This is a genomic window from Marinibactrum halimedae (genome assembly GCF_021234875.1).
GTDB lineage: Bacteria > Pseudomonadota > Gammaproteobacteria > Pseudomonadales > Cellvibrionaceae > Marinibactrum > Marinibactrum halimedae.
On sequence record NZ_JAJQVM010000009.1, the window covers coordinates 112,236 to 133,885 of the forward strand.

The 21,650-nt window shown below is 45.8% G+C and carries 18 protein-coding genes; 14 read left to right on the top strand and 4 right to left on the bottom strand.

Annotation, left to right across the window (positions count from 1 at the left end):
* Window positions 1-50 precede the first annotated feature (50 nt).
* Entirely contained in the window at window positions 51-944 is an 894-nt protein-coding gene (locus tag LU351_RS07250) for a hypothetical protein (RefSeq protein WP_232593396.1), read from the top strand.
* 76 nt (window positions 945-1,020) lie between these two features.
* Here the strand turns inward: LU351_RS07250 and ylqF are convergent, their stop codons facing one another.
* Both ylqF and LU351_RS07260 read right to left on the bottom strand, forming a co-directional pair.
* The gene (ylqF, locus tag LU351_RS07255; protein WP_232593397.1) at window positions 1,021-1,977 is read right to left on the bottom strand and encodes a ribosome biogenesis GTPase YlqF; all 957 of its coding nucleotides are present in this window, start codon (window positions 1,975-1,977) and stop codon (window positions 1,021-1,023) included.
* A gap of 50 nt (window positions 1,978-2,027) precedes the next feature.
* Window positions 2,028-3,821, bottom strand: a complete 1,794-nt coding sequence (locus LU351_RS07260; RefSeq protein ID WP_232593398.1) for a coiled-coil domain-containing protein — start codon at window positions 3,819-3,821, stop codon at window positions 2,028-2,030.
* 393 nt (window positions 3,822-4,214) lie between these two features.
* On the opposite strand from LU351_RS07260, the gene rpsF reads away from it, so the two are divergent.
* The 12 genes from rpsF to LU351_RS07320 all read left to right on the top strand — a co-directional run bounded on the left by rpsF (window position 4,215) and on the right by LU351_RS07320 (window position 15,735).
* The gene (gene rpsF, locus LU351_RS07265) at window positions 4,215-4,652 is read left to right on the top strand and encodes a 30S ribosomal protein S6 (RefSeq protein WP_232593399.1); all 438 of its coding nucleotides are present in this window, start codon (window positions 4,215-4,217) and stop codon (window positions 4,650-4,652) included.
* A gap of 14 nt (window positions 4,653-4,666) precedes the next feature.
* Window positions 4,667-4,894, top strand: a complete 228-nt coding sequence (rpsR, locus tag LU351_RS07270; protein ID WP_232593400.1) for a 30S ribosomal protein S18 — start codon at window positions 4,667-4,669, stop codon at window positions 4,892-4,894.
* Between the two features lie 36 nt (window positions 4,895-4,930).
* The gene (locus LU351_RS07275; RefSeq protein ID WP_232593401.1) at window positions 4,931-5,773 is read left to right on the top strand and encodes a hypothetical protein; all 843 of its coding nucleotides are present in this window, start codon (window positions 4,931-4,933) and stop codon (window positions 5,771-5,773) included.
* Between the two features lie 44 nt (window positions 5,774-5,817).
* Window positions 5,818-6,267: a 50S ribosomal protein L9 gene (rplI, locus tag LU351_RS07280; protein WP_232593402.1), complete on the top strand. Its 450-nt coding sequence runs from the start codon at window positions 5,818-5,820 to the stop codon at window positions 6,265-6,267.
* Window positions 6,268-6,573: 306 nt separating this feature from the next.
* Window positions 6,574-7,920, top strand: a complete 1,347-nt coding sequence (gene dnaB, locus LU351_RS07285) for a replicative DNA helicase (protein WP_232593423.1) — start codon at window positions 6,574-6,576, stop codon at window positions 7,918-7,920.
* 186 nt (window positions 7,921-8,106) lie between these two features.
* A complete protein-coding gene (panC, locus tag LU351_RS07290) occupies window positions 8,107-8,964 on the top strand; it encodes a pantoate--beta-alanine ligase (RefSeq protein ID WP_232593403.1) in 858 nt (285 codons plus the stop codon).
* 104 nt (window positions 8,965-9,068) lie between these two features.
* Complete coding sequence (gene panD / locus LU351_RS07295) at window positions 9,069-9,449, top strand: aspartate 1-decarboxylase (protein WP_232593404.1); 381 nt, start codon at window positions 9,069-9,071, stop codon at window positions 9,447-9,449.
* 401 nt (window positions 9,450-9,850) lie between these two features.
* Window positions 9,851-11,785, top strand: coding sequence for an acetate--CoA ligase (acs, locus tag LU351_RS07300; protein WP_232593405.1), 1,935 nt, complete (start codon window positions 9,851-9,853; stop codon window positions 11,783-11,785).
* A 99-nt stretch (window positions 11,786-11,884) separates the two neighbouring features.
* A complete protein-coding gene (gene smrA, locus LU351_RS07305) occupies window positions 11,885-12,466 on the top strand; it encodes a DNA endonuclease SmrA (RefSeq protein WP_232593406.1) in 582 nt (193 codons plus the stop codon).
* Window positions 12,467-12,585: 119 nt separating this feature from the next.
* Window positions 12,586-13,143, top strand: coding sequence for a YceI family protein (locus LU351_RS07310; RefSeq protein WP_232593407.1), 558 nt, complete (start codon window positions 12,586-12,588; stop codon window positions 13,141-13,143).
* Between the two features lie 140 nt (window positions 13,144-13,283).
* Complete coding sequence (locus LU351_RS07315; protein ID WP_232593408.1) at window positions 13,284-14,519, top strand: cytochrome b/b6 domain-containing protein; 1,236 nt, start codon at window positions 13,284-13,286, stop codon at window positions 14,517-14,519.
* Between the two features lie 364 nt (window positions 14,520-14,883).
* Entirely contained in the window at window positions 14,884-15,735 is an 852-nt protein-coding gene (locus tag LU351_RS07320; protein ID WP_232593409.1) for an alpha/beta fold hydrolase, read from the top strand.
* Window positions 15,736-16,192: 457 nt separating this feature from the next.
* On the opposite strand, the gene LU351_RS07325 is transcribed toward LU351_RS07320, so the two are convergent.
* The gene (locus LU351_RS07325; protein ID WP_232593410.1) at window positions 16,193-18,976 is read right to left on the bottom strand and encodes a di-heme oxidoredictase family protein; all 2,784 of its coding nucleotides are present in this window, start codon (window positions 18,974-18,976) and stop codon (window positions 16,193-16,195) included.
* A gap of 670 nt (window positions 18,977-19,646) precedes the next feature.
* On the opposite strand from LU351_RS07325, the gene LU351_RS07330 reads away from it, so the two are divergent.
* The gene (locus LU351_RS07330) at window positions 19,647-20,132 is read left to right on the top strand and encodes a glutathione peroxidase (protein ID WP_284285190.1); all 486 of its coding nucleotides are present in this window, start codon (window positions 19,647-19,649) and stop codon (window positions 20,130-20,132) included.
* Window positions 20,133-20,363: 231 nt separating this feature from the next.
* Here LU351_RS07330 and LU351_RS07335 read toward each other — a convergent pair whose 3' ends face one another.
* The gene (locus tag LU351_RS07335) at window positions 20,364-21,650 is read right to left on the bottom strand and encodes a hypothetical protein (RefSeq protein WP_232593411.1); all 1,287 of its coding nucleotides are present in this window, start codon (window positions 21,648-21,650) and stop codon (window positions 20,364-20,366) included.

Below are 21,650 nucleotides of genomic sequence, written 5' to 3' on the forward strand. Positions count from 1 at the left end.
CAAATGATGCCATTTCTGAAAAATTTGATCACTAAGGGATAGCCCAAGGTATGCGATGTATTGTTCACACCTTTATTCTTTTCACTGCAATCGTTGCGGTGGGGTGTAGTGTCCATGTTCCAATTGATCCGCATACTGAGCGCTATTCAGAACTACAGTCTTTTGGTGCGCACAGTAAAGCCGTTGTTTTTATTCCAGAAAAAACGGCTCAAAAAACATTCTCTGAGCAGGGTATTTTGGCGGTAGGTCCGATTCATGAGTGGGAGGTTGCGTGTGGGGAAACACTTGCCCAGTCGGCTAAACATTTCCTTGAGAATTACTTTATGACGGTTGAGGTAAGGCACGGCTATTTTGACGCTCACCAATGTTCAGATTGTGCGTTGGTGGTTAAGCCTACCATCATGGATTTGGAAATGGATAAGGTATTGATGCGTGCCTCTGTGGATTTGAAATTTGATATTCACGACAGCATTGGAAAAAAAGTGTTGACCTTACGTGCGAAAGGGCGATCAGGTGTGATATCAGCGGATCGGCTCGGTTTGGGGGTGGTTTCCTTAGCGGTACCTATTTTATCCAGTTTTATGGCAAGTGCGGTGTTGTCCAACTCGGTAGAGGATGCGTTTGCTCATGCTTACAGTCAGTTTAATGACCAAATGATTGTTCATGTGAATGAAGGCGCTTTAGCAAGAAATTGGCTACCTCAGAATATGCGAAATAAAGTCAGCTACGGTCGCTATGAATTTGCCGCTGAGCGCACAATGATGGATGCAGGATGTGAGTTTCCGAAAGATGGGTTGCGTTTAGTCAGGGGTGGCTTGGAAGAGCTTTATGAGGCGTATTGTTGGCAACAAGAGCCCTTTTTTGTGAGCTGTGGGGGCGTCGGTTGTGAAGTGGTGTATTCGGAAAATGGAGTGGAGAGTACCACGGTGGTGACGGCTAATTAGTTGTAGGTGTAGGTGTAGGTGTAGGTGTAGTTATTGAAGTACCTGCAACGCGAAATTGACCGACTTTTAGTGAAAATCAGGTATGTCTCTTTCCGCTGCGTTTGAGCTGTTCAGCCTCTTTTCTCGCACGTTTTTTTTCGGCTTTTTCTTGGCGAATTTTTTCTACTAACTTTTCTTCTTGCTCTCTGTCTGCTGGTGACTCGAATGTCAGTTTCCCCAGTGCACCGCTGCGAATATCATGGATGATGGCTTCAGCGGCTTTATGTAAATCCACTTTTCCTCCAGCACGAAGTGCGCCTCGCTTTTTACCGATTTCTTCCAGCATATTGATGAGTGCTTGATCATTACCTGCTATTGCCGAGGGGATAGTAATGCCATAACGCTCTTGGAGCTTTTCGGGATAGCGTTGTGCTAAGTTTTCACAGGCAAATAAGGCAATGTCTTCGTATTCAATGGCGGTATCTTTAATGGCACCGGTCACGGCTAATCGATAGCCACTATGTGGGTTTTCAACATTTGGCCAAAGAATGCCAGGTGTATCGTTTAAAATAATATTGTCATCAAGATGAATTCGCTGCTGGGATTTGGTTACAGCGGGTTCGTTACCCACTTTTGCGGCGGAGCGTCCTGCCAATGTATTAATCAGAGTGGATTTACCCACATTCGGAATGCCAACAATCATGGCGTGAATGGTACGCTGTTGAGCCACTTTGTTAGGCAATAGCTTTTTGATGAGTTGTGGTAACGTGCGGGTAGTGGTTTGGTCTGTGGTAGTAATCGCCAAGGTTTTCACGTTCTGGTCAGACTCGAAATACTGCTGCCAAGTTTTGGTTTGCTCGGTATCGGCAAGGTCTGTTTTAGAGAGTAATTTTATACACGGTTTATTACCGCGTAATTGTGCGATTGCAGGGTTTTCGCTACTGTAGGGAATGCGGGCATCGAGAATTTCGATGAGTATATCGGTTTTAGGGAGTACTTCGATCATCTGCTTACGTGCTTTGTGCATATGACCTGGATACCAATTAATACTCATCTTTTTACTTGTCCGTTTTATTTTTACCTGTGTTGATAGAATGAATCGTATCACGATTCATTCATAAGCGCTTTGCCTTCAGTGGATGGCGGCTGATGAACCATGAGTTGATGGAATGGAATGGTCCACCCATTACTATTACAGGCTTCGATAAAGTTGGCCTCTAGGCGTCGCTTGATATGGTAATACTGTAAGGCATATTTACCCGTGAAGGAGGCGATAAGCCTAAAGTCTAAAGAGGAGTCATTGGCAGCATCAAACTCAAACGTGAAATCTAACAGGCTTTCGGCAAATTCGCTGGTACGTAGCATACTCAACATGGAAGTTTTTAGTGCAGGTAGTGCCGATTCCAGTATTGTTGGCTGAAGGGTGTAATCTAAGGGGAGTGTCATAAAAATACTGAACCCCTTTCGAGTGAGGTTTTGAAATGGGGTTTTGAGTAAATCTTCGATTTGATAGGTGAATATGGCTTTTCCTCGTTCAATTTGAACTTGCTCAGGTGAAAGCTGTTCGACGATACCCAAGACACCATTGGGAAATAACAAGACATCATTTAATCGGCATGGAAACCAGGGCTCATTTTGGTGAAAAGGCCTGGAAGATAAGGCGCTAAGCTCTGTAACGGGAACGCGTAAGTGCCCGTCTAGCCAAGGGTTGTGAAGATGTGTGTACACATCCAATTCTTTTACTCTCCAAGGAATGCCTTGATACATTAGGCGCTCCCCCTGCCTTACAGACCCCATATTCAGTAGCGTACGTAGCTCGACTAAATATTGGGGTATCGCAACGCGTAAGCTCATCAGAATGGAAGCGATGATAATCAGTGATAATACGAGAATAAGCCATTCTGAAAACCCGTAGAGCACCATTAAATACACCAGGGTACCAAGAGTGGCTCCCACCATGCGTTTGATGAGGTTAATACTGCGTTCAAAGGAGATGAATTGTTCAGGTCGCTGCTTGCCTAGAATCAGAATGGGTAGCCTGCCCAGTAAACTGATCAATTGATAAATCAACGCTGCTGCGAGAATGGCCACAATAAGATGGATTCCCATACTGCGAGCGATGTTTTTTGCCGTAGTGGAAATGGTTTCCCAAATCGGGTTCTGGGCAGCCTCTAGACGCTTTATTTCACTGTGGATAAGTGTGATTTTTTGTTGTGCGCTGGTATGTCGGGATTGAGCGGATTCCAGTAGTCCGACGACTTCTTTTCGCAATGTGTTTTGTTGGACATCTTCTAGCGTCGATTCTAGGTGTTCGATGGCAGCAGAGAGTGATTTGCGTCTTTTTTTCCAAAAGCTGAGTTCGGACTGAAGGTCTTCCAATATTCGTGGTCGTGCGGTGATTTCTTTGAGTTCATCCAAAAATGGGGCAATAATGGCTTCTAGGTCTTCCTGCCAATTGTATTCTGCTCGACCGGGAATGTGTTTAACAAAGAGTTTCGCACCACCTGTGGCAATGGCGATAAACTCATCGTGTAAGTCCGCCGCAATGTCTTGAGAGTTTCTCAATTCGCTTTCTAACCGGCTGATTTGCCCGGGTTCGGTGGTCGCAGCCAGTCGACGTTTGAGCGTTTGCTGCTGTTTTTTTTGATTTTTAATTTGCTCTTGAATTTGTGCAAGCGTCTCTGCCGTCGTTGGGTTTGACCCGTTATCACTCTCTTTTTGACTTTTTTCTTCTTGTTGTCCAGTAGACCGCCGTTCTTTGGGAAGAGGCTCTTCCTTACCATAAACGGTATCGATAGCAGAAAGCGTCAGTATAAAAATGAAAATGCGCAGAAATATAAACTCTTTTCTAGAGCAACGGGGGTGTTGCGAAGGTGTGAATTGAACAGTGGATTGCATACATCTTTCCGTGTTTTTCGCGTACATCGTCTGTAAAAGGCTAGAAGCTTAACGATTATTGAGGAAACCTTCCGATACCGGTTTTGTGGGCAGTTAAAGAAGTAATTCTCAACTATTGACTATTTGTATGGTGAGCTTCGAGATTGATGGTGGAAATTTTGTTGTAGGCTTTTGTTGTGGTGTGCAAACTTGCATCAATCTGGCGAAGAACATAGAATACGCCGCCCCTAAATTTCGAAGTTGGGAGTCTTAGGACTTCTCTAAAAATTGGGGTGATCAACGTTTAGGAAAAGCAGTCCGTTGATTTGTTTTTAAATCCTAAGCACTCCTTGTCTTACTGCGCTGTTGTTACTTAAATGACACGACAGAAGACGTAACCCGTAAGGAGCAGATATGCGTCATTACGAAATCATTTTCTTAGTTCACCCAGATCAAAGTGAGCAAGTATCAGGCATGATTGAGCGTTACACCTCAACGGTTCAAGAGTCTGGTGGTGCGGTTCATCGCTTAGAAGACTGGGGCCGTCGCCAGTTGGCATACTCCATCAATAAAATTCACAAAGCACACTACATCATGATGAATGTCGAGTGTAATGCTGAAGCCCTTGAGGAGTTGACCACTAACTTCCGTTATAACGATGCAATCCTGCGTAGCATGGTTGTTCGCTGTGATGAAGCGGTTACGGAAGAATCTCCCATCATGAAGTCAGAGAAAGAAAGCCGCGAGCGCAAAGCGCGTCGTGACGAGCGTCAAGCTCGTGAAGAGCGTGCTAATGAAGCCTCTGAGGAAGAATCCACTGAAGCGCCAAGCGCTGAAAGCGAAGCTGAGTAAGGGGGATAACACACATGGCACGTTTTTTCCGTCGTCGTAAGTTCTGTCGTTTCACCGCTGAAGGTGTTAAGCAAATCGACTACAAAGATTTGGATACCTTGAAAGCGTATATTACTGAAACTGGCAAAATTGTGCCTAGCCGTATTACTGGCACACAAGCGAAGTATCAGCGTCAATTAGCGACCGCTATCAAGCGTGCACGCTACATCGCGCTGTTACCGTACACTGACAGCCACGAATAATCGTTGCTGCTCGTGCGTGCGCTGGCTGAGTTCATCATGCAGGGGCGCGTGCAAGCGACCGTGGTGGCCCTGCTGGGTAGTTGGGTGCCACTCTTAAGTCCGGCAACGGTCGGGTTGGTAACTCTAAGGTTGGGTTATCATCAAGGTATTTGGATTTTTATAGCGGCGATTCTTCCAGCGGTCATTGCACCCTGGTGGAGTCCAGAAACGCCATTGCTAATGCTAATGGTGCTTTTGAATGTCACCAGTTTGTTTACCACACTGGTGGTTGCAGAAGCCTTACGCTGGATTCGCTCTTGGCCTGTGGCACTAATGCTTGCCACGATACTATCGGTAATGGCGGCAATTGTTGTTGGCCTGATCAATCCTCAAGATGTGGAGAATATTACCTCCGCTGCCAAAGAGGCTATTGAACAGCTCAATGCAACACAACAACAAAATGTACCATTACCAACAGAGCGATTCAGTTTAGGGATGCTGGGTTTTTTCAATGTGTTTGTGGCACTTATGGGGCTATTAATAGGCCGTTGGTTACAATCAATTGTGTATAACCCAGGGGGTTTCCAAGAAGAAATACACCAGCTGCGCTTACCGTCTTCTATGGCAATGGTGTGTGCTGGGGCATCAATATATTGTTGGTGGTTAGGTTCGGATTACTCTTGGTGGACCCTTCTTTTTGCGACACCACTTATGCTCAGTGGCATTGGTTTGGTGCATTGGTTTTGTAAATCCAAAAAGTTGCCAGCATTTTGGTTGGTTGCGTTTTACGCGGCTCTGTTATTGGTAAGTCCGCTGTCAATTTTGCTGGTGTTACTGGCGACATCGGATAGCTTTTTTAACGTACGCGAGCGGTTAGCGCGAATGCGCTCAGGTGAATAGCCAGAGATGGCTCGTAGCTACGACTTAATTAGAGGGTAAACGAGATGGAAGTTATTCTGCTCGAAAAAGTGGGTAAGCTTGGTAATATCGGCGACAAAGTGGCTGTAAAAGCTGGTTTTGGCCGTAACTACTTGATCCCACAAGGTAAGGCTTTGCCTGCCAACGAAAAAAACTTGGCTGAGTTTGAAGCTCGTCGTTCCGAGTTGGAAGCGGCAGCGGCTGACAAACGTACTGCTGCTGAAGCCAGAGCTGAGAAATTGGCTGCGCTGGAAGCGGTGGTTATCACGGCTAACGCAGGTGATGAAGGCAAGTTGTTCGGTTCTATTGGTACTCGTGATATCGCCGATGCAATCACTGCTGCAGGCGTTGAAGTCTCTAAAGCGGAAGTAAAGTTGCCAGAAGGTACTTTGCGTGAAGTGGGTGAGTTTGCTGTTGATATTCAAGTACACAGCGAAGTTATTCAGTCCGTTACGATTTCTGTAGAAGCTGAATAAGCGTCTGCACTTTTCGTAGGTTATGGCCGTTGCTCTGTTGTAGCGGCCATAATCGTATATCGCCTTTCTGCGTTACTTTTCTTGCATTCCTTCTTGAAAAATCCCACACCTATTTATTTAATCATACTTGCAAGTTGCGCCTCTGTTTTTGACAATTGTGTGCATTGTCTTTCTCTTATCTGATCCTCTTTTTAATATGACTTTACCGAGCAGCCGCTGATGAGTGACACAGAGCCAACACCCACCTCAGATTTTGACACTTATCACTCGGATATCACTTTTGATTCGGAGCGCTCGCAAGAGGCGATGGGGGTTCTGCCGCATTCTATCGAGGCAGAGCAGGCAGTACTGGGTGCACTGATGTTGGATAACAGTCGCTTTGATGCAGTGGCGGAAATTTTGACAGAAGACGATTTTTTCCGCCAAGGACATCGTATGATCTTCCAGGTCATGATGTCATTGCAGCAGCAAGAGCAGCCTTTGGATGTCATCACTGTGGCAGAGGCTTTAGAAACCCATGAGTCTCTTGAGACGATTGGTGGATTACCCTATTTGGCGGAGTTGGCGGCGAATACACCGGGCTCGGTGAACATCGTCGCTTATGGTCAAATTGTTGTAGAGCGTGCGACGTTACGCCGATTAATTTCAACCGCCCACGAAATTAGCCGCAGCAGCATGAATCCTGCGGGATTGAGTGCAGATGACTTGCTTCAGTTAGCGGAAAAAAGTGTTGCGGAAATTGTCGAAAATCGCCCAAAACAAGGCGGTTTTCATGAAATGAATGCTCTGTTGAAAGAGACGGTTAATCGTATTGATGAGCTCTTCAACTCGGATTCGGATATCACTGGGATATCCACAGGTTTGATGGATTTAGACCAACGTACTTCGGGTTGGCAGAACGGTGAATTGGTGATTCTGGCTGCCCGTCCTTCCATGGGCAAAACGGCCCTTGCATTGAACTTTGTTGAAGCGTGTTTATTTACCCAAGGGCGACCGGCTTTAGTATTCAGTATGGAGATGCCGGCGAACTCATTGATGATGCGGATGCTGTCATCAGTAGGGCGTATTGATCAGGGTAAAATTCGTAACGGTAAGCTGGCCGAAGAAGATTGGCCGAAGTTATCCGCTGCGATGGGCAAGCTAAAAGACAAGAAACTCTTTATTGATGATACACCTGGCTTAACACCACAAGAAGTGCGTGCCCGTGTGCGTCGTATTGCTCGCGAACATGGTAATCCCGGTTTGGTGATGGTGGATTACCTTCAGTTGATGCAAGTTGCAGGTAAAAGCGAGGGTCGAACTCAGGAAATCTCTGAAATTTCTCGCTCCCTTAAGGCCCTAGCCAAAGAGTTTGATTGCCCTGTGGTGGCACTTTCCCAGCTAAATCGGAGTGTGGAGCAACGACCTAATAAACGCCCTATGAATTCAGATTTGCGTGAATCGGGTGCGATTGAGCAGGATGCTGATGTCATTTTGTTTATTTATCGAGATGAGTATTACAACGAAGACAGCCCTGATAAAGGCGTGGCCGAGTTGATTGTCGGTAAGCAACGTAATGGTGAGGTGGGTACTTGTAGAGCGGCGTTTGTGGGTAAGTTTACGCGCTTTGAAAACCTCGCTCCCGAATATGGCGGCGAAAGTAGTGGTTTTTAATGATTATCCGTAACTATTCTTTGATAGCTTAAAAAGCGTCGAGCAGATTTTTTATTCTTTTATTTCAAATCGATTTTGTCTTTGGATTTTGTCGCTTGGCGATCAGTATACAAGCTGCGTTCGTGTGTGTATCATCGCGGCCCTTTGACAAGTTCATTGACTGCTTTGATACAGAGTCCAGCGGTTATGCAAATTTTTCATCATGTTAAATCCATCCGTGAAGCACTTGATGCTGAGCGCGCCAAAGGGCGTCGAATTGGCTTTGTGCCCACAATGGGAAATCTTCATGCGGCCCACATTGAGCTCGTTAAAATTGCTCAAAAGAGCTGTGATGTGGTGGTGTGCAGTATTTTTGTGAACCCCTTGCAGTTTGGTTTAAACGAAGACTGGGACAAGTACCCACGTACGTTTCAGTCAGACTCCGAGAAGCTGGCGGCAGTGGCGTGTGATTACTTATTCTGCCCGGATGAGACCGAGATTTACCCCAATGGCATGGCTGAGCAAACCCGTGTGGTGGTGCCGACCATGACCGATGTGCTTTGTGGCGCCAGTCGTCCTGGGCATTTTGAGGGCGTTACCACTGTTGTGAGTAAGTTGTTCAATATTGTTCAGCCACACGAAGCCGTTTTCGGCATCAAAGATTTTCAACAATTAGCGGTTATTCGCCGCATGGTCGAAGACCTTTGTATGCCCATTACGATCATTGCGGGTGATATTATCCGAGAAGAAGACGGCTTAGCCATGAGTTCGCGTAATGGCTATTTAACGCCGGAAGAGCGCCCACGAGTTGTGCAGCTTTATAAAAGCTTGATGTGGGCAAAAGCTCAAATTGAAGCCGGGGTGAGAGATTTTCTGACGGTTGAGGCTCAGGCAAAAAGCCAGATTGAGGAGGCCGGTTTTAAGGTGGACTACTTTTCCATCTGTAATAGCAAAACTCTTGAGCCTGCTGCACATGATGATCTGGAAATTACGTTACTGGGTGCGATGTATACCAATGGTGCTCGTCTAATCGACAATCTCTCGTTGGTAAGAACTCCAAAGTAAAGTGAACGGTTAAGCAAAGCCGTTACCATTGCTATCGGCAAAAATGTTAGATTACGTTTTGAATTGAAATGCCCGTTGTGGCGTGATCGGAATTGAGGTGAATCATGCAAATTACCATGCTTAAAGGCAAGCTCCATATGGCCTGCGTTACCCAAGCTGAGTTGTGGTATGACGGATCCTGCGCTATTGACGCTAATTTAGTGGAATTGGCCGGTCTACGTGAATTCGAAAAAATCGATATCTACAATGTGAGTAATGGTGAGCGTTTTAGTACCTACGTTATTTTGGCGGAGGCTGGCTCTGGAACCATTTCAATGAATGGTGCGGCAGCTCGTCGAGTTCAAGTGGGTGATCGTATAATCATCGCTGCTTATGGGCAAATGTCTGAGGCTGAAGCCAAAGACTTCACGCCAAAGCTTGTGTATCTTCACGAAGATAACACCGTAGAGCGCACCACTAACACGATTCCTGTACAGGTCGCTTAGTTTTTCTCTCTTTTTGTAGGCTCGCGGCCTTATTACCGTGGGCCGTTACTTCATTTCTTCTCTTATCCCTTTCTCATTACTTTTTTCATTGCTTCCCTTTTTTCTCTTATTTGCTTTTGTAGGCGATCTCGTTGTTACGGGCGAGAATATATCGATTATTTTTTATTTGGGGTGATTTTTAGGATGATTACTGCTTAAAACCGCCACTTACGTTGTCATCCATAGCAAATATACACTACCGTTATCATTATTATCGTTTTTACTGCATGAACGGGTCGTATTGTTTACCTCTCTTTTTTATATTTTTTGCTTCTTTCTACTAGAGGAGGTGAAGAGGGAAAAATGAGAGGGAGGCGCAATACGGAACAACAATAACAAACAGCAGGAGTGCGAAAGCGGGTATGACTACTTCCATTCGAGCCGTCCCTGAAGTGTTGGCGCAACAAGCCCATATTGATTCACAACGCTATCAACAAGATTATGACCTGTCAGTTTCTGATCCAGGCCAATTCTGGTCGAAAAAAGCACAGGAATTTCTCACCTTTATTACCCCTTGGTCATCCGTTAGAGAGTTTGACTTCCGAACGGGGCAAGCCACTTGGTTTGATGGTGCCCAGCTCAATGTAAGTGCCAATTGCATTGATCGCCACCTGCCTGAACGAGCGAATCAGACCGCGATTATTTGGGAAAGCGATGAACCGGATGTCGATCAGAGTGTTACCTACCAGCAGCTCCATGACGAAGTGTGTCAGTTGGCCAATGTCATGAAGGATTTGGGGGTGAAAAAGGGAGATCGCGTGTGTATTTACATGCCTATGATTCTTGAAGCCGCTTATGCCATGCTGGCGTGTGCTCGGATAGGGGCAATTCATTCGGTGGTGTTTGGCGGCTTCTCACCTGAGGCGTTGGCAGATCGTATTTTGGATGCCGATTGTCAATTAGTAATTACCGCTGATGAAGGGGTTAGAGGTGGTAGAAAGATTCCGTTGAAATCGAACGTAGATAAAGCATTACAGAAGTGTCCACGAGTGAAGAGCTGTCTTGTGGTGAGGCACACTCAAGCGGAAATCGATTGGATTGATGGGCGTGACGTGGATTATCGTGAAGCGACTGCTAGTGCCCCAGTGACATGTGAGCCTGAGGTGATGGAAGCGGAAGACCCTCTTTTCATCCTTTATACCTCCGGCTCAACTGGAAAGCCCAAGGGTGTTTTGCACACGACGGCAGGCTACCTTTTGCAAGCAGCAATGACCCACAAATACGCCTTTGATTATCGAGAAGGTGAAGTGTATTGGTGTACGGCTGATGTGGGGTGGGTAACGGGGCATAGCTATATTGTTTATGGCCCCTTAGCGAATGGGGCGATTACTTTGATGTTCGAAGGGGTACCTACTTACCCAGATGCTTCTCGATGCTGGAATATAGTGGATAAGCATCAAGTCTCCATTTTTTACACGGCACCGACAGCTCTGAGAGCATTGATGGCAGCGGGAGATGAGCCGGTTACGAGCACCTCTAGAAAAAGCCTACGAATTTTGGGAACGGTGGGGGAACCCATTAACCCCGAAGCCTGGGAATGGTATTACCAAGTGGTGGGTGAAGCGCGTTGTCCGATTATTGATACTTGGTGGCAAACGGAAACGGGTGCTCACATGTTGACGCCACTTCCGGGAGCCACTGCCTTAAAGCCTGGCTCGGCAACACGCCCTTTTTTCGGAGTAGAGCCCGTTCTTTTGGATGAGCAAGGGCAAGAAATAGAAGGGCCGGGCAGTGGGTCTTTGTGCATTAAATCTTCATGGCCGAGTCAAATTCGAACTGTATACGGTGACCACCAGCGTCTAATTGATACCTATTTTAGTACCTATCCTGGGTATTACTTTACCGGTGATGGCGCACGACGGGATGAAGATGGGTACTACTGGATAACAGGGCGGGTCGATGATGTGTTGAATGTGAGCGGTCACAGACTGGGTACAGCTGAAATCGAAAGTGCTCTGGTGCTTCATGAGAAAGTAGCGGAAGCGGCGGTGGTGGGTTTCCCTCATGATATCAAAGGACAAGGGATTTACGCCTATGTCACGTTGATGCTGGGTGAAGAGCCGTCTGAAGAGCTGAAAAAATCATTGATTCAGTTATGCATCGAAGAGATTGGGCCGATTGCTAAACCTGATTTGATCCAATGGGCGCCAGGGTTACCCAAGACTCGTTCGGGAAAGATTATGCGTCGTATTCTTCGCAAAGTGGCTGCAGATGAGCTTGAAAACTTGGGAGATACCTCAACTTTGGCCGATCCTAATGTGGTACAGGGGTTGATTGCTGGGCGTTTGTCACTATAGCTATAGCAAGATGAGCTTTTAAAAGTAGGAATTTTCACTTGCGTCTCTATTCGTGGGCGTGTCCAATCGGTTTATCCAGATTTTCCGGAGGGGTAGAGCATGAGTGAAGAAAAGTTGTTGTTTGAACAGGCCATGGAAGGTGTCACTCGGATAAGAAAAGAATCTCGGGTGCAGTTAAGCTCACCGTCAGATACCACCAATATACTGGCAAGACGAATGGCTGCCACGAATGAGGAGGTGTCTGATCAGAGCGCCTTAACGGGTGAAACCGACCATATTGAAATGCTAGACCCATTGGATGAGTTGGCGTTTAAACGTCCTGGCATTCAAAATGGGGTGTACCGCAATATGCGATTGGGGAAATACGGAATAGAAGCTCGGCTTGATTTGCATCGCATGACCGTCGATCAAGCGCGTCGTGCATTGTACCAATTCGTGCAAGATTGCGTAGAGCAGGACATTCGGTGTGCGTTAATTACTCACGGAAAAGGCGAAGGCCGAGGGCAGCCTCCCGTGCTAAAGAGCTGCGTGGCTCATTGGTTGCCCCAGCTTGACTTAATACAGGCATTTCATTCAGCGCAACGACATCATGGCGGCGTCGGGGCAACGTACATCATGTTGAAAAAATCAGAGCGTAAAAGGCAAGATGACCTTGAGCGCCATCAAAAGCGTCGTGGATAGAACAGTTTCGAAAAGAGTCTCAACCTGGTATTGAAACTGGGTATTGAGTAACAAAGTATTTAAAAGTACACGTTTTACACCACACATTAACAATATAAAGGATAAATAGGAGTTGACGTATGAAGAAATTAATAGCTGCTGCGATTTTGGCGGCTGCCGCTCCCTTGGTTTCGGCGGCAGATTACACCTTTGATAAAGTACACACTCAAATCTTGTTTAGTGTGAGCCACATGGGCTTTTCTAACTCAAACGGCGCATTTGTCGATTTTGATGGCAGCTTTAGCTTTGATGAAAAAGATTACAGCAAGTCAAAAGTAGAAGTGACTATTGATACTAAAAGCATCGACATGAACGACGCCACTTGGAATGACCACATGATGAGCGAAAAGTGGTTCAATGTGGCGAAATTCCCGACGATGATGTTTAAGAGTAAAAGCGTGAAGAAAACCGGTGACAAAATGTTTGATGTCATGGGCGATTTAACTCTGAAAGGTGTGACGAAGTCAGTAACATTGAAGACAAAGCTCAATAAAGTCGGTACTCAAATGGGTAAAGAGAAAGCCGGTTTCAGTGCTACTGCAACCATTGATCGTACCACTTTTGGTATGGATACCTTCGCGCCGATGATTGGAGCGGAAATTCCTATTCGTATTGAAGTGGAAGGCGTGAAGAAGTAAATACCGCTCTATTTCTTGCTGATTTTATCAGTTCAGTAAGATTGAAAAAACGCCGCACAGTGTGTGGCGTTTTTTTTTAAGTGAATTTCTTGTGTACACTGGGGCTGGTTTGTTCATAAATCATTAAATACGAGACTACCATGCAATTTAAAAACTCAGACAATACTTGGGGGTTGGTGAGTAAATCCCTTCATTGGATTATCGCACTGCTTATCTTTACCGCGATTGGTTTGGCCTTGGTAGCGGACGATATGCCCAATTCCCCTGAAAAAATTAAGTTATTTGTTTTTCACAAATCTCTCGGTATTACCGTACTGGCTTTGGCGATACTTCGCTTGGGTTGGAAATGGTTTACCCCGCAACCTAACGATGCCAAAGGCATTACTGGTACCAATGCCAAGCTTGCACATTTAGGGCACTGGGGGTTGTACGGGTTGATGTTTGCTTTACCTATCAGTGGTTGGGTGATGAATTCTGCCGCCGGGTTTCCTTTTCGTTGGATGAATTGGTTTACGGTGCCTCATTTACCCGTATCAAAGTCATTACAGGGGCCTGCTCATTCTGCTCATGAATTATTATTTTTAGTGCTGGCGGTGGCGGTTATTGGTCATGTGGTGATGGCAGTGGTGCATCACGTTAAGCATGGCAGTGATGTGCTGACTCGAATGTTACCCGGCGGTAACCATCGCACTTGGGCATTGGGTATCGGGGTGATACTGGCGTTGTTGTATTACGTCTTCGTGGCAGGTTCTTCGCCTATTTCCTCGCCTACTGAACCTTCAAATTCGGAGGCTGTAAAAGCTGACGCTTTAAATGATTCAGAAAAAACGAATGGAGCACTTTCGCGCTCTGTTGAAGCGGGATCTCATACTGATAAACAATGGCGTATTGTTTCAAGTGATAGCACGTTGAGTTTTGTCGGTAGTTATGACGGTGCTGAATTTAAAGGTGAATTTCGCGATTTTAGTGCTGAGATGTTTTTCGATGAAAAGACACCCAAAGAAGGCTTTTTTGATGTCTTGATTCATACTGGCTCCATAACCACATACAGTTCCGATTGGGATGCCTCGTTGCCGGATAGCGAATGGTTTGCGGTAAAACAATTTCCAGAGGCGACTTATCGAACCACTGCCTTTGAGCAAGCGGATGAAGGTTTTATTGCGCAGGGATTACTGACAATTAAAGGCATTTCCCAGGAGGTGCCGCTGCTATTTTATTGGAATACTCAGCCTGATGGTACCGTGATATTTCAAGGAGAGGCCGTGGTGAATCGCACTGAATTTAACATCGGAGAAGGGATGTGGGCAACAGATCCGACGATTGGGTTTGATGTTAAAGTCAGCGTCAGTTTGTTGTTAGAGCCCTTTACTTCGTAACTATGTCGCGTATTGTTTTTTATGTTAACTACTTTTGTTGGTTTTGCTGAATAGTTTTTGGCTTCTATTTTATTTGCTCGCCTTTTGATGAGAGGCGAGCACTTTTCTTATCTTTTCCTTTCTCTTAAATGTATTTGCACGGCAATTTTTAATAGCATTGATTAAAGTTTATTTTTTAATGTATTTTAAATAAATACATTTTATCTTTGATTCTGTGTTAATCGCATTTTAGATTGCGCAACTTTTCAGATGTACCACTACTGCTCAGGTTCAGCGCAAGTTTTCAGCTGTAAATTTTTTATAATTTGTGAATACCAGCTTGCGCGAGGCTGGGCTCCTTTCCTTTCAATAAAAGAGCATAATAATGAATACAATCACAACTAAATTAGCCGGGAGTCTATTAACTGTTGCATTCAGCTGTGGAGTGAGTGCCGGTACAATTGTGAGTGAGCGTGTAGGTTTGGGTGAGGTAGAGTACATGGCAGAGTGGTATCTGCCGGATGTTGAATCGGATATTCCTGCGTTGGTGTATTTACAGCACGGATTTGGTCGTGGCCCCAATAATTTGTTGGATTTAGCGACTTACCTTATGGATAAAGGGTTTATGGTGTTGAGTGTGGATGCAAACCTTGCTGGTGGAAATCCTCGTTTAGCTGCCCGCGTCGTAGATCAATTTACCACTGCGCCCCCAACCCCTCCTAATGGTTATGAAATGCCAGAGAAATTCGTCGCAGCAGGCCATTCGGCGGGTGCCCTGAATGCAACGTTAATTGCCGAAGGAATGGTAGAAGCAGATTACGATGGTTATGTTGGTGCCATTCTATTAGACCCAGTAGATGCTGATAACTTAATGGAAGAGGCAATGCAGGCTTCTATTTCGGACGGTAAGCCTGTTTATGCTATTTTGGCAAATGTGAGCCCTTGTAACAGTTTTAACAATGCTGAGCCGTTGTTGTCTGATTTATCAGGAACCACTTACGTTGGCCTTAAGCTCACCAATCGTAGTACCCATTTAGACGCTGAAGCCAGCAACGCTGGATTTTGGGCGCCTTTGGCGTGTGGGCGCGCTCGTAGTGAGAATATTACAACCTTAATGGAGTTCACTGCAGCATGGGCTTACGATCTTGCCACCGGTCAGATCTCTTCAGAGTATTATCCTGGTGGCTCGGAAGTAGAGGCATTGATCGCCAACGATGACGCCTATTTGTTGAAATAATCAGTTGGGTTGTTTCAAGAAACCCTTTGAATAGGTAGTTTGGAGTCGTTGAGTTAGTTCAAAGAGAATGGCTGTTGTACATATCTCTATTTTAAAGTTGTAAATAGCAGCCTTATGGCGGATTTCTATTGGCCTCACTTGAAAGAGTGGGGCTTTTTTGTATCAGGCGGGGTGAGTAGCACTGTCGTTACACATTAGTATTTCTAAATATCAGTGTTACTCAATATCAGTGATGTTAAACATCATGAAATATTTAAGGCATAAAAAAGCCCCGACGGAAGTCGAGGCTGTGAATTTTTCTGATAAGCGTTGCACTCATCACCGTTCTAGTTGTTCAGAAGGGTTCTTCATTAAGTGGAACAAATATTAACCACTTTCATTTGCAGATTTTTTACAGTGCTTATTTTTGTATCTACTTAATTTCTATTAAAACCATTCATTAAATCGTTAGAAATTATTACAGCGTTTCAATGAATGAAATGATATTGCTTTTCTCTGAACCACTTAGACCGTTGTACCGACTGCGGACACTTGCGGCGTCACCACCGTGGCGTGAAATGGCATTTGCAATGGAAGATGATCCGCCATCATGCATGAACAGCACCGGTAGCCCTTTCCGTTGAAGAAGGTTGATATTGTGGCCTAGCCCCCAAAGTGGTGCTGTACGGAAGTTTCCTTCCCCTAAGTTCCACAACTTCATATCGGTGTAAGGGCGAATGGTCAAATTATCCAACCGAGGGTCGCTAGATTGTGTGACTTGCACTGGTGTATGGCAATTTGCACAACCAACATCGCTGAATAATTTATCACCTGCTGCCACTCCTGGTTTGTCGTAGCTGCCTGGGTCACGATTTGGCACCGTCAGCAATTCTACGTATGCCGTGATTTTCTCAACAACTGGATGGCTGGTGCCGCCTTCAACTTTGGAGAAATCAATACCGTGATCTACCTCCATTGCATTAATGACTTGAGCTGCCACCGTTGGTTGTGACCCATCCCAACCAAAGCCTGCTTCACGACCGGGAATGGCCTCAAGCAGTTTTACTCCGTAGTTAGGAGGCGGTAAGCGTAAGCCATTTGGTGTTTCAACCGGCTCGGACCCGCGTCCATCTCTTACATGGCAATTACCACAGGTATCCTTACCTACTTGTGCATCTGGGTCATTGAAGGTAGTTGAACCTTGCTTACGCGGAGCAATGCCATGGAAGAGGTGATGTCCCACAATGAAGTCATCAATATCTTCTTCTTTGTAAGTTGTTGTCATCGGTTGAGTGAAAATGGCATCGTACTCAAGGCTAGTGTAGGTGCCACCATCAGAGAAGTGCATGGTCGTACCGGCTCGGCCTGCGGAGTTCAAACGTGGATCACCATAAGAGCCCCAGCCATAACCGACGGTATAGTATGAAAAGTCATTATAGGTTTGAGCACCCGTCGCTCCGGCGACAGCAGTGATTTCAAACTGAATAACTTGACCATAGCTAAAGAAGTTGCCCCACCCCAGTGTTCCATTCACGACAGCAGAGAAGAACTGTTGTCCGTTGGGACTTCCAGGGTTACGCATGGCTTCATTACGAAGCACACTACCATTGATATTGCCACGCATTTCGACATTACCGGGTGAGTCATCGACCCAGATGGTGTAGCGATCTAAATGGCGGAGTAAATCGTTGTTGTGTTGCGCATCCAGTACCGCTGCCGTGGTTCCGTCATGGCTAATTGGATGACGGAAACGCATCCAGTTTGCAGACCCATCTGAGAATGAGGGATAGGCATTGGGATTGACTCGTGCTCCTGCGGTGGTGAATCCGCCAGTATAAATCCAAGCGGTTGCAGCGTTATTGTTCAGAGCATTAGGGTGTAAGTAACGGAAGAAATAAATGTAGTTTCCAGAACAAGGAATCGTTGCCGTTCCACCACTGAATGTTGAACTTTTGAAGGTATGACCATTGTCTTCAGAGCAATGCATTTCTAACCCGGAATCGCCTGCTTGTTTCACAATGGAAGGCCCCCAGCGCCAAGTGGCGGTATTCCCATTGATATCAAACGCAAAACCATATTGTGTGGGCGCTGCACCATTGGTTGGGGTGGCTAAGTATTCAGGCCCGTTGGTACGTGGACGAGGAGAGACCGCTTGGCTGTTATGAGAGCTCATATTCTCATTGGAGTTATGAGAATTGTAGAGCCAATCTAAATTTCCAAATGTGGTGTCGCCATCGCCAGGAGGATTACCATCTCCGGGGGGATTGCCGCCGCCGGGAGGGTTGCCACCGCCGCCGCCCCAAGTGTATTCATAGCGGGGAAAAGCATCTGCTCCGTAGCCTGGTACTTTGAGCTGAGAGGTGAACGTCCCGGTAGGCAAATTATTGAACGTGTGCTGCCACCGATCGCCATTTAATGATGCTGGGTAGCAATCATTTTCTAAATCACGGCATAAATAGAATGTGCCCCCTGTTGGCCATTCGGGTTGTGCGAGATACCACAGAGTACCATCACTGAGCACACCAAAGTCCCCGTTATATGGCTCGTCGCCGCTATCGCCGCCATCGCCGCCATCGCCGCCGTCATCGCCGCCGTCATCGCCGCCATCGCCGCCATCGCCGTCATCGCCGCCGTCATCGCCGCCGTCATCGCCGCCATCGCCGCCATCGCCGTCATCGCCGCCATCGCCGCCATCGCCGTCATCGCCGTCATCGCCGTCATCGCCGTCATCGCCGTCATCGCCGCCGTCATCGCCGCCGTCATCGCCGCCGTCATCGCCGCCGTCATCGCCGCCGTCATCGCCATCATCATGGAAGGTGAGGGAATCCACGTTCATGGCGGTATTGCCGCTGTCGTATTCAATCCCGACCGTGGCGCCTGAAGGGATATCAATATCCACCATAATACTGGTGTAATTCCCTACCCATGCCCCAGTTGAGGAAAAAGGCACATCGCGGCTGGTGCCGTTTACGATCAGTGAGATCACACCGGATAATTCTGAGGCGTAGCGAATTTCTACGCGGTCTGCGGCAGGTGTATTTGACAGGCTAAATCCCGCGCCTTGAGAGCTAATATACGCAACGCCCGTACCGCCCGACGCCGCGCTATCGTTATAAATTGATGCACCATTAAAAATACTGCCAGACTCGGCTTCAATGGTGGTTGATAGAGTTTGAGCATAAGAGAAAGTAGACAAACTGGTGGCGACGGCAACACCACAACAGCGATACAACCGTGGCCAATGTTCGGTTATTCGTTTCATGAGAGCACCCATATTGTTAACGTTATTGAAGTTGGGGCTGGTGAGAAAGCTCGCGTCCTTGTATTGGATGTTAAATACCCGTTGGTAATACAACGGCTGCGAGTACCAGCAATAGGCTATGCAAATTATTATTTTTATGATCCTGCGTATTAACAGACATATTCAGCAAGCGAGTTTGAATCAATCATCAACTGTTTATTGTTGTTATCAGTTGAGGCGAAAAAACGTATTGCTGGACGTGAACTCTCGCAGTGCTTTACGGATGAGAAAACTGGCTTCCCCATCAATATCACTCAGCGTGAGTAAAGGATTTATCAAAAAGTAAACGATTACAAATATACGCAGTGTCCCTTAATGTAAAGTTATGTAAATATGGTGTGGGTGTATTTCTTAACGTAAAAAAAAGAAAAATTGACGCCAATAAACTTATACTATGAATGATATTTCATAATGAAAGTAACTTTTATTTTTTATAATTATCATTAACTGATTTTGAATATGTTGTTTAATCTTATCCATTCTATGAAATTTGCTCGCAATGTTGTGTGAGGTGCCAATTTAAGGCTTGAGAAAACGAGCGAACAACATCAGTAGCTGAATGAAAATAAGAAACATCAATAGGTAAGATTAATAAGTACGATTAATAAGTACGAATAGAGGAGACACAGAAGTGGGTACAATTTACGACTACTCCATGGATGATATTACTGGAAAGCCCATCAGTTTGGAGGCGTACGCAGGTAAGGTTGTATTGATTGTTAATACTGCGAGCCAGTGTGGATTTACGCCTCAATACAAAGGCTTGGAAGCGGTTTATCAGAACTACAAAGACAAAGGTTTTGTGATTTTAGGTTTCCCGTGTAATCAGTTTGGGTCACAAGAGAAAGGCAGTGAAGGTGAAATACAAGAGTTTTGTGAACTCAACTTTGGAGTGACGTTTCCATTGTTTTCCAAAATTGAAGTGAATGGAAAAAATGAAGCGCCTTTATACGGCTATTTAAAATCTTCTGCGCCGGGCTTATTGGGAAGCAAACGCATTAAGTGGAACTTTACCAAGTTTTTGGTTGGCAAGAATGGTTCTGTTATCAAGCGCTATGGCCCCACGACAAAACCTGAACAGATAGAGAGCGACATTCAGGCGGCACTAAAAGCTTAATCGTACTGGGTATTGTTCAAATTTCTGTGTCATTTTTTCATAAACTGGTTGTAACCACAGGAGATGACACAGGTCCAAATCAGACCCTCCCTTCGATCTTGAAGATGTATTGCCCATATCAAAGCCGGGAAGCCTCTCACTCGTGAAGAGGGGGCTGCTCACACCACTCATTGGAGCCGAATTTTCTGATTATTTTGACCAAAGTATAATCAAAAAAGCCATTCAGTCACTTTAGCGTTTCATTATTTCGATCAAGTCTTTGTCATCTTCAGAGATAAAATTATTACCGCCTTTGCGCGTAACGAGATAATAAGCTGTAATAGCGTTACTCCAGTCTTCTCTTATTTCCTTAGTCGCGTTGTAGCCTATTCTAAGTATCATACCAGCGCCAAGTGCGGCGGCAAGCATCCCCGAATGGGTGCCATCGGTCGTATAATTTTTAATGATGGTAAAGGCACCGCTCAATTTTGAGCTGGCTGATATATCGGCAACCAGTGGTGTCCCTACTCCAAATACACCGCTGGCGATGATTTTTCCAAAGTGATCATCAAAGACCTGTTTAAAACTTAAATTACCCAAATGTCGGTTATTTTCGTAGGTGGCGACCACCTCGATACCGGCTTTTTGACAGGCTTCTTTAAGATTTTCGATAGACACACCCACCGGATTGACAATGATGGTGCGAATGTGAGCGCTTGGGTTGAGTCGTGCCTCGGTTTGACGAACAAAGGCGCGGCCCGCTAATGCCTTGGCGGCTGCATACAGGGTTTGCGCTGCTTCACCATGAGTCAGCATATTTAACGGTGCTTTTTGGAGGGTGGCTTGCTCAATACCCGATACTAACCGTTGTACGGTTTTGGAATTTTTAAAGTCTTTATTTTGTGTATAGCCAACGGTGATTTGGGCATCGGAGGGCAAAGTCTGAACATTAAAATCTTCGGCTCGATGGCCAAACGCATCCACAATTAACGCACCGACAATACCACTGGCTTCCCTTGGACTCGGTGATTTTCCAGATAAACCCACGTAATGAGCATCGGGTTTGTTGTTTTTATTGGATTTCCATTTTTGGGTTTGCATTAAAGAGCTTACAGCCCTCTCATTAACCCGGTTCCATTCTGGTCTATCTTCATCTTTTTTCGCCAGATAGAAGTTCGATTCTTTGGGGTGGTTGGTGTATTGCTCATTAATTCTAAAGTCCGGGATCAACACACTGCCGTTCGCATGAAAGGTGTATTTAAACGCAAAGCCTTCTCTAGGCAGCGAGTGGGTAATATTGTTAATGGCTTGTTGTTGGTTGCCGCCGTCATGGTAAGCATTCAGGTAGCACACGGCCCGCATGACGGAGGCTAAATGATAGTTATCATGCTGATAAGCTTTGGCCACTTCAAAATTAGGGTAATACACTTTCGCGACGTAAACGTCGCGCCCACGTTTTAGACCGTTTCGGTTGTTTTCATACACCTTGAGGTAGGTAATACCTTTGTCGTCTTTCAGTATTTGCGGGGTAGGGTTCAT

Coding starts and splice junctions, on each gene's coding strand:
- LU351_RS07250 (WP_232593396.1), top strand. CDS start 51: ATGCGATGTATTGTTCACACCTTTATTCTTTTCACTGCAATCGTTGCG.
- ylqF (WP_232593397.1), bottom strand. CDS start 1,977: ATGAGTATTAATTGGTATCCAGGTCATATGCACAAAGCACGTAAGCAG.
- LU351_RS07260 (WP_232593398.1), bottom strand. CDS start 3,821: ATGCAATCCACTGTTCAATTCACACCTTCGCAACACCCCCGTTGCTCT.
- rpsF (WP_232593399.1), top strand. CDS start 4,215: ATGCGTCATTACGAAATCATTTTCTTAGTTCACCCAGATCAAAGTGAG.
- rpsR (WP_232593400.1), top strand. CDS start 4,667: ATGGCACGTTTTTTCCGTCGTCGTAAGTTCTGTCGTTTCACCGCTGAA.
- LU351_RS07275 (WP_232593401.1), top strand. CDS start 4,931: ATGCAGGGGCGCGTGCAAGCGACCGTGGTGGCCCTGCTGGGTAGTTGG.
- rplI (WP_232593402.1), top strand. CDS start 5,818: ATGGAAGTTATTCTGCTCGAAAAAGTGGGTAAGCTTGGTAATATCGGC.
- dnaB (WP_232593423.1), top strand. CDS start 6,574: ATGGGGGTTCTGCCGCATTCTATCGAGGCAGAGCAGGCAGTACTGGGT.
- panC (WP_232593403.1), top strand. CDS start 8,107: ATGCAAATTTTTCATCATGTTAAATCCATCCGTGAAGCACTTGATGCT.
- panD (WP_232593404.1), top strand. CDS start 9,069: ATGCAAATTACCATGCTTAAAGGCAAGCTCCATATGGCCTGCGTTACC.
- acs (WP_232593405.1), top strand. CDS start 9,851: ATGACTACTTCCATTCGAGCCGTCCCTGAAGTGTTGGCGCAACAAGCC.
- smrA (WP_232593406.1), top strand. CDS start 11,885: ATGAGTGAAGAAAAGTTGTTGTTTGAACAGGCCATGGAAGGTGTCACT.
- LU351_RS07310 (WP_232593407.1), top strand. CDS start 12,586: ATGAAGAAATTAATAGCTGCTGCGATTTTGGCGGCTGCCGCTCCCTTG.
- LU351_RS07315 (WP_232593408.1), top strand. CDS start 13,284: ATGCAATTTAAAAACTCAGACAATACTTGGGGGTTGGTGAGTAAATCC.
- LU351_RS07320 (WP_232593409.1), top strand. CDS start 14,884: ATGAATACAATCACAACTAAATTAGCCGGGAGTCTATTAACTGTTGCA.
- LU351_RS07325 (WP_232593410.1), bottom strand. CDS start 18,976: ATGAAACGAATAACCGAACATTGGCCACGGTTGTATCGCTGTTGTGGT.
- LU351_RS07335 (WP_232593411.1), bottom strand. CDS start 21,650: ATGAACCCTACCCCGCAAATACTGAAAGACGACAAAGGTATTACCTAC.